Here is a 7,563-nt window from a genome sequence, read left to right as displayed (position 1 = left end):
ATGGGGTCTGTTGTTTCATGACCGTATCGTTTGAATAATTAAATATAAATAATCTTATCAAATTATTCCATTGACACAGTTCGCGTTACAGTCTCTTTTTATAGTAATAAGCGCTTTATCTTTGTGCATTTCTTTAGCCTTGGAACGATCGGAATAAATTCTACCATCTTGGATATGTAATAGCATCAACTCGTAAAGTTCTACAGCATTCATTCCACGTTCGCAAAAAGAAAGTAATTATAAATCCCGGGCTAACTCAAGTCAGCTGCCGAACTTCGCTGACATATTCTTAATTATCACAATCTGCTGCAGTGTATTATTCCTTTTAGGTCTAAGCGAGGAACATTCAATCTTACAGTTATTAAAACCATAATTTTCATTCGACGACTCCTAAATCCTCATTGTCGTAGCGATCTCTCGCAGCATTGAAAATTTTCCGGAAATAACGCATATGGTTATGTAGACCACTATCAGCTAAATCTTTTTTGGTTATAACAACTTCTTTCCCATGCTGGTTAACAGGTTTTATTGTCCTTTCCAATCTTAAAGCTTCTTATAAGACTAAAGCATGTTTGAATGAATCTCATTGATCCAAACAGTTTGGCGCTTAAAACAATCAATAAGGCTATTTTAAATATGCGGTGGGTTGTAGATTTACCCTCTCTCCCATCCTTTTCAAGTGCTCTATTTGCCCGGTGAAAGATTTGATAAAGTCAATGTCCACATTTTTATCACGCAAGTAATCTACTAAGGTTTCAACTATTAAAAATTCAGCTTACAATTCTTTGAACCGATAAAAACTGTCTTTAGAATAGCCCACTACAATACAGGTTCCTAATACATTTCTTAAGTGCTGGGCAAGCTCTGAAACCCCCAGTTTGTTCTTGATGAGTTTTTCATGTTTTGTCATAACTCTAATCTATTTTCAGCTGTTAATTTATTGCAACTGTCAAATTAAGTCCTGACTACTTCAATTAAACTATTGCCAGACTCCAATTATATTTGCTATTTTTAAAAGATCATTAGATCACATTTAGTTCTTTACTCAATAAAGATTAACCGGGTAAGAATTTGACAATTTATTTGATGTCGCAGAATTTTCAAATATTGCGATAATATTTGTGGCACTATTGTGGCAATGCCGTTAAAAAAAAACAAAAATAACTAACTAAAGACAAGTTATTTAAGACAGTTCGAATCCCGCCCTCTCCCGAACCTATTCATTAACTACGCTCAGATTTTCTATTTCGAAAAGAGATTTGACAATTCCATACTGCATTTTACAGATTCAATCTCCAAGAGCTCAATCCGCCAAGCTGCCGAAAATTCGCCATCCTTTCTAGGCGTTATTAATCCCTCCTCTATCCAATGTTCGACATTCTTTCTGCCATACTTCTTGAATGCCTCCGATTTTTTTAGATATGGTTTGACTTCGCCAGATTTGCTAAGAATAATCTTCGCACCCAATTTTGCTGAATATTCAACAAGCCTCCGTAATTGATCAATAGTTAGCTTTACTTCCATATATGTTTACTAATTTACATTCTATATGTTAAAACACCCGATGTCCTCATTTCCTTTCACATGTCATTAAATATGAAAAGCGATTACTGCACGCAGCAACTTGCTCAAGTTTATGCCGGTCAATCATTCCTCTTTTTCCTATAGTTGAAATACTAATAAGTTTTTCTTTCAGCCATCGGTCGACATTGCTACGTCCATACACTTTGTAGGCTTCATTTTTTGAGAGCATATTAGCAAACAATTGCTCCTCTGAAATCACATTTTCAACTCCTTGTAAGACGGCTTCTTTAAACAAATTCGAAAGTTTGGTTATCGTATTTCTCATAATAAAAGTGATTAAGTAATGCTACGTAAAGATCGTCGTCATGCTAATGGCAACATACCAAGTTGAAGATATTGGTATAGAAAATACTTAGTTCGCCCGAATCATAGTAGAAAAAGATGCATGGATACTATTATGCACATTCTTACAGCATAGATGCGAACACCTAATTAGAATTTTTCCCAAGCTTCACTTCAACTTTCTTAAATGCATTTAAGACAGCTGACTGTACATCATCTACAATAGCCCAATCTTTAGCAATGTAGATATCAGTCATTCTGTTTCCCTCGTCCACATGATTCATTGCCTCTGCGACATCGTCTTTGTGCATACGGCAAGTATTACGCGCAACGGTAGCGAAAGTATGCCTTGCCCAATATAGAGTTAACTTAGGAATACCAAGTTTTCTGCTTATTTGCTTCATACCTTTACTTAGGGCGGTGTTAAGAGAACTTGTTTTGCTGTATCGGGTCGAGAGTTGTCCGAGATATTTTTCTAACAAAGGCTTTGCATCCTCAGCAATTTTGATGCTAATAAACGCATTATCTTTCCGCTTTCCTTTAGTTTTGGATCGATTGTAGTCAATTCTCCCGTTTTGAATATGCCGAGGCATCAATTTGTAAAGGTCAACAGCGTTCATACCACATTGGTAGAAAGAAAGTAGATATATATCCCTCGCTAATTCCAGTCGGCTTCCAACCTTCGCTGACAAATTCTTTATCATTACAACCTGCTGCAATGTATTATTCCTCTTAGGAGTAAGCGGAGCAGAGCCGACCTTATAGTTTTTAAAAGGATAATGTTTTATTCGATGAATACCCAAATCTTCATTATTATAGCGATCCCTCGCCGCATTGAAAAGTGTTCGCAGATCACGCATATGATTATGTAGACCACTATCGGCAAGACCTTTCTTGGTTGTTACAACCTCCTTCCCCAGTTGGTTAATACGTTTCATTGTCCTTTCCGATCGTAGAAACTTCTCATAGGACTTTAACATGTTTGAATGAATATCATTGATGGAAATAGTTTGACGCTTAAAATAATCAATAAGGCTATTTTTAACGATGCGGTGGGTTGTAGATGTACCTTCCCTCCCTTCCTTCTTTAAACGCTCAATGTGCTCATTGCAAAATTTGATAAAATCGATATCCTCATTTTTATCACGTAGGTAATCTACTAAGGATTCAACGGTAAAAAAATCCAGCTTACCTTCTAATTCACTGATCGCTTTTCGATAATCGCGCAGTTGATTCTCGACTTTTTCTGCGACAAACGGATCTCGAATTTTCAGATCTTTGGTTAGCTGTTTCCTGACGACGTAATGAACAGTGTCAAGATACTTCCTTTTTCTTTTGTGTTGTACACAAATTTTCACGTTGTAGGTGCCATCATCTTTTTTGTGATGTTCAAACACCTTCATACTTACAGTTGCCATAACCCTCTCGAATTAATGAACGTAAAAGCGCTGTAACACTATTGTAACACTTTTACGTTAAGTTCAACAAAAATCTATGTAAATCACACCGAATCGCGGTTTGCTTTTCGGCGTAGGACAAATGGTTCTAAAGTGCCCTAAGAAGCGAAAAAAGCCGGTTTTCCTTGCAGAAAAGCGGCTTTTTGTTTTGTGCGCCCACCTGGGCTCGAACCAGGGACCAAAAGATTATGAGTCTTCTACTCTAACCGACTGAGCTATAGGCGCGGTTATTTTTATGTTATCAAAAGTTTGTTGCTACGCCGTTTTGACGATGCAATTATCGATATTTGTAGGGAGAAAACAAAATTTTCGATGCAAAAAATTAAAAATATTATTCTCGATTATGGCAATGTCATCTTCATGATCGACTTCGCCCGTGTTCGACAAGCATTTATTTCGTTGGGTATCAAAAATGTAGATGAATTCTTTGGTCATCGTGCCCAAGACTCCCTTTTTGACGCCTTCGATCGCGGCGAAATCAGCGCCGCTGCGTTTCGAGACGGCATTCGCCAGCGATCAGGACAACCCGAGCTAAGCGACAACGACATTGACAATGCCTGGAATGCCCTACTCATCGGCGTGCCGCCGGGAAAACATGATGTTCTTGAATATCTCCACAGCAAGTATCGGTGCTTCCTGCTGAGCAACAACAACGAAATTCACTATGCGCGATGTATGGAACACCTATCCGAAGTTTACGGAATAGCGGACAACAGTAGTTTTTTTGAGCAAACATTCTATTCGCACCTACTCGCGCTACGGAAGCCAGATGCAGCGATCTTCGAAGAAGTAGTGAGACAAACAGGTATAGTTCCCAGCGAAACGCTATTTATAGATGACAGTCCGCAGCATCTGGAAAGTGCCGAACGTTTAGGATTTCAAACCGCGCATTGCACACCGGAGGAACCCTTGGAATATTTGGTAGAAAAGTTCAAGCTTTAGCAACGCCATTAGCAACATTTATGTGATAAGGGACTAACGGGCTGCTATTATGCTTACTTTTAATCGAAATTAAAACAAAATCTTTTATTTTGTATTTATTATCCTAAACACACACATGAAGGAAAGTTGTGGGATCGATGATACGTCATTAATCCACACGTTTCGCATACTAAAAAACAAATACTATTATATGAAAAAGACGCTTCCAGCTTTTCTATTGTCGTCAGCTACGCTATTTGCCGTGGCTTGCAACAATAGCGCGGCTACAAAAACAAGTGATGATCGTGCAACTACAGACAGTGTTTACCCGGCTGTAGAAAAAAATAAGGCTAACACCAGCTATAAGCCAGCTTTTGAAGGCCAGACCCGCATCGCCGGTGTCAAAACGACAACGCCTTTTGAGGGAAAAGTAATCACCAATACCTTAAAATCCCCATGGGGTATTGCGGTATTGCCAGACAATAGGGTGTTGATCACGGAAAAAGAAGGCGATTTGCGCATTGTATCCACCGATGGAACGGTCAGCGAAGCCATTACCGGTATTCCAAAGGTTGATCCACAAGGACAAGGTGGGCTACTCGGACTGACGCTTGATCCGGATTTCAGCAACAACAGGATGCTGTATTGGGTATTTTCCGAACCCGTCTCGGGCGGCAACCATACCGCCGTCGCCAAAGGCCGTTTGGCAGATAACGAGAAGTCCATCGAAGGCGCGAAAGTAATCTATCAGGCCTTGCCTACCTACGATGGTAAGCTGCACTACGGTGGCCGCATTATCTTCGATAAATCAGGAAATTTGTTGGTGAGTACTGGTGAACGCTCCGATTTGGAAACCCGTCCGCAATCGCAAGACCTGAAATCAGCGTTAGGCAAGATCGTACGCATTACCAAAGAAGGTAAACCAGCAGAAGGCAACCCATTTGCAAGTGATGCCAACGCCCGCCCGGAGGTATACAGCTACGGTCACCGCAACGTACAAGGGTTAGCACTACATCCAGAAACTGGCGATCTTTGGGAAACCGAATTTGGTCCGCGCGGCGGCGATGAGCTTAACCGTGTTGAAGCCGGCAAAAACTATGGCTGGCCGATTATCACCTATGGATTGGAATACAGTGGTAAAGAAATCGGAAATCCGCCGATTCAGCAAAAAGAAGGACTGGAACAACCCGTATATTATTGGGATCCCGTATTGTCACCAAGTGGATTGATGTTCTATACCAGCGATGCCATTCCCGAATGGAAAAACAGCTTGTTTATCGGCGGATTAAGCAGCACGCACATCGCTCGATTAGTGATTAAAGATAATAAAGTTGTCGGCGAAGAACGCTTATTAGATCGCGAAGGACAACGTTTCCGTGATGTCGCGCAAGGAAAAAACGGTGAAATATTTGCCATCACCGATGGTGGCCGTCTATACAGCATCGCGAAAAAATAAACGACAGTCGTTATTGACATCCGATGACAGGCGCTTGGTACATATCCAGCGCCTGTCATCGTTTCAACCCGTCATACGCACCATTCTGGTCGTGTTATTTTACGAAGAAATAGCATAGGCATAACACATAAAATTCGTTTAAGTCCTTATCTTTGCCCCAAATTTGGTATCTATGAAAAGTCCTATGCACTATGGTGCTCTACTTGCGGCGCTTATGCTTGTTGCATCGTGTAAATCACAGTTGCAGCCCACCGTTAGCAAAGAGCAATACTATCAAATAGACAGCACCCTGCAAGCCGATACGGGTATTGTAAATTACTATAGCCCCTACAAAGCAAAACTGGAGTCGGAGATGAACCGGGTGATTGGCTATTCCGACGTCGCGCTCCAGAAAGACAACGGAGAGGAAAGTTTAGCGGGCAATTTCTTTGCCGATGCCCTGTTGTGGAAAGGCAAGCAGCTGGATCCTGATGTGCAGGCGAGCTTCGGAACCAAGGGCGGCATCCGCTCGGGGTTAAAAGCGGGAAATATCACAGTAGGCAATATTTTCGAAATGATGCCATTTGAGAATGCAGTGACGGTGCTCACGCTAGGCGGTGAAGACATGTTGCGCTGGGCAGCATTTATGGCGAAAACTGGCGGACAGCCCGTGAGCGGAGTCAGGCTTGACATCCGCGATGGCCAAGTGGAGAACTTCCTGGTTCAGGGAAAGCCAGTGGATCCCAAAGCTACGTATAAACTCGTTACCTATGACTACCTCGCCAATGGAGGCGATTACGTGACCTGCTTTGATAACGTGCTGGCACGGAAAGATCATGCGCAACGCATTCGAGAGACATTGATGGAGTATGTCTCCGATTTAACAAAAAATGGTAAACACATTCAAGGGAAAATAGATGGAAGAGTTCGCATTGTTAAGTAGACGTAATTTTTTAAAACAGTCCGCGGCCCTAGGTGCTCTGGCTGGATTAAGTGCTATGCCCGCCTTGGCGAATGCTGCGGCAAAAAATCATCGATTGACCATCTTGCATACGAATGATGTGCATAGCCGCATAGAGCCCTTCCCTTTGGATGGTTCACGCTTTCAGGGCTTGGCGGGCGTTGCACGACGAAGCACGCTGATCAAAAAAATTAGAAAGGAAGAGCCGCAAGTCCTCTTGGTAGACTCCGGCGATATGTTCCAGGGAACGCCCTATTTCAACATGTTTGAAGGTAAATTGGAGATCGAGCTGATGTCCAAATTGGGCTATGAAGCCGGCACGTTCGGCAACCATGAATTTGATAATGGCCTGAACGGACTTGTCAAACATCTGGATAAGGCTACCTTTCCGTTCTTAACAGCAAACTACGATTTTACAGGTACCTTGCTGGAAGGAAAAACACAGGACTACACCATTATAGAGAAAGGTGGATTACGCATTGGCCTGACAGGCGTGGGTATCGACATCGAAGGGCTTGTTGATCCGAATAGCTATAAGGGCATGCAATACCTCGACCCTATTCCCGTCGTCAACCGCATCGCGAAGCTGTTGAAAGACGAGAAGAAATGTGATTTGGTCATTGTGCTTTCTCATCTCGGTTACAGCTACAGCGATGATAAAGTGTCGGATATTAAACTAGCGGCTAATACCGAACATGTGGATATCATCCTTGGTGGACATACGCACACCTTCTTGGAGGAGCCCACCCGCGTTAAAAATCTGCAGCAAGAAGAAGTCCTGATCAATCAGATGGGCTTCGCCGGTATTCGCCTGGGTCGCCTAGATGTGCTTTTCAATAAACAGACACGCAAAAAACAAATTATCGCACAGCATTATACTGTCGACCACCAACTGGACAAAAGCCAAACCGCTTAGCGCTTCG

Annotated in this window: 7 protein-coding genes, 1 tRNA gene and 1 pseudogene; 4 read left to right on the top strand and 5 right to left on the bottom strand. The window is 42.1% G+C overall.

The features are described 5' to 3' along the window. Positions 1-778: 778 nt before the first annotated feature. The 5 genes and pseudogenes from B0I21_RS20530 to B0I21_RS02975 all read right to left on the bottom strand — a co-directional run. A pseudogene (locus B0I21_RS20530) lies at positions 779-910 on the bottom strand (IS481 family transposase); the annotation flags it as partial. A gap of 332 nt (positions 911-1,242) precedes the next feature. Further along, positions 1,243-1,524 (bottom strand): hypothetical protein, encoded by a 282-nt coding sequence (locus B0I21_RS02990; RefSeq protein ID WP_133638936.1) that lies wholly within the window; start codon positions 1,522-1,524, stop codon positions 1,243-1,245. A gap of 46 nt (positions 1,525-1,570) precedes the next feature. Beyond that, on the bottom strand, positions 1,571-1,849 hold the full coding sequence (locus B0I21_RS02985; protein WP_133638933.1) for a hypothetical protein: 279 nt from the start codon (positions 1,847-1,849) through the stop codon (positions 1,571-1,573). 163 nt (positions 1,850-2,012) lie between these two features. Continuing rightward, a complete protein-coding gene (locus B0I21_RS02980; RefSeq protein ID WP_133638931.1) occupies positions 2,013-3,284 on the bottom strand; it encodes a site-specific integrase in 1,272 nt (423 codons plus the stop codon). A 190-nt stretch (positions 3,285-3,474) separates the two neighbouring features. Then, a tRNA-Ile gene (locus B0I21_RS02975) sits at positions 3,475-3,548 on the bottom strand. 87 nt (positions 3,549-3,635) lie between these two features. On the opposite strand from B0I21_RS02975, the gene B0I21_RS02970 reads away from it, so the two are divergent. From B0I21_RS02970 to B0I21_RS02955, 4 genes are all read left to right on the top strand, one after another. Further along, positions 3,636-4,265, top strand: coding sequence for an HAD family hydrolase (locus B0I21_RS02970; RefSeq protein ID WP_133638929.1), 630 nt, complete (start codon positions 3,636-3,638; stop codon positions 4,263-4,265). Positions 4,266-4,455: 190 nt separating this feature from the next. After that, the gene (locus tag B0I21_RS02965; RefSeq protein WP_133638927.1) at positions 4,456-5,700 is read left to right on the top strand and encodes a PQQ-dependent sugar dehydrogenase; all 1,245 of its coding nucleotides are present in this window, start codon (positions 4,456-4,458) and stop codon (positions 5,698-5,700) included. Between the two features lie 172 nt (positions 5,701-5,872). Further along, the gene (locus B0I21_RS02960) at positions 5,873-6,622 is read left to right on the top strand and encodes a 5'-nucleotidase C-terminal domain-containing protein (RefSeq protein ID WP_243835929.1); all 750 of its coding nucleotides are present in this window, start codon (positions 5,873-5,875) and stop codon (positions 6,620-6,622) included. After that, positions 6,597-7,556, top strand: coding sequence for a metallophosphoesterase (locus B0I21_RS02955; protein ID WP_133638925.1), 960 nt, complete (start codon positions 6,597-6,599; stop codon positions 7,554-7,556). The genes B0I21_RS02960 and B0I21_RS02955 overlap by 26 nt, the downstream gene beginning before the upstream one ends. The last annotated feature ends 7 nt before the right edge of the window (positions 7,557-7,563 follow it).

This window comes from Sphingobacterium paludis (assembly GCF_004364125.1).
In the GTDB taxonomy this organism is placed as follows: Bacteria; Bacteroidota; Bacteroidia; order Sphingobacteriales; family Sphingobacteriaceae; genus Sphingobacterium; species Sphingobacterium paludis.
The sequence above is the reverse complement of the archived record's forward strand: the minus strand, read 5'-3'. Positions and strand labels throughout refer to the sequence as shown.

What these genes read in the sequence shown, in the direction of transcription:
- B0I21_RS02985 (WP_133638933.1), bottom strand. Translation starts at nt 1,849, where the DNA reads ATGAGAAATACGATAACCAAACTTTCGAATTTGTTTAAAGAAGCCGTC.
- B0I21_RS02965 (WP_133638927.1), top strand. Translation starts at nt 4,456, where the DNA reads ATGAAAAAGACGCTTCCAGCTTTTCTATTGTCGTCAGCTACGCTATTT.
- B0I21_RS02990 (WP_133638936.1), bottom strand. Translation starts at nt 1,524, where the DNA reads ATGGAAGTAAAGCTAACTATTGATCAATTACGGAGGCTTGTTGAATAT.
- B0I21_RS02960 (WP_243835929.1), top strand. Translation starts at nt 5,873, where the DNA reads ATGAAAAGTCCTATGCACTATGGTGCTCTACTTGCGGCGCTTATGCTT.
- B0I21_RS02970 (WP_133638929.1), top strand. Translation starts at nt 3,636, where the DNA reads ATGCAAAAAATTAAAAATATTATTCTCGATTATGGCAATGTCATCTTC.
- B0I21_RS02955 (WP_133638925.1), top strand. Translation starts at nt 6,597, where the DNA reads ATGGAAGAGTTCGCATTGTTAAGTAGACGTAATTTTTTAAAACAGTCC.
- B0I21_RS02980 (WP_133638931.1), bottom strand. Translation starts at nt 3,284, where the DNA reads ATGGCAACTGTAAGTATGAAGGTGTTTGAACATCACAAAAAAGATGAT.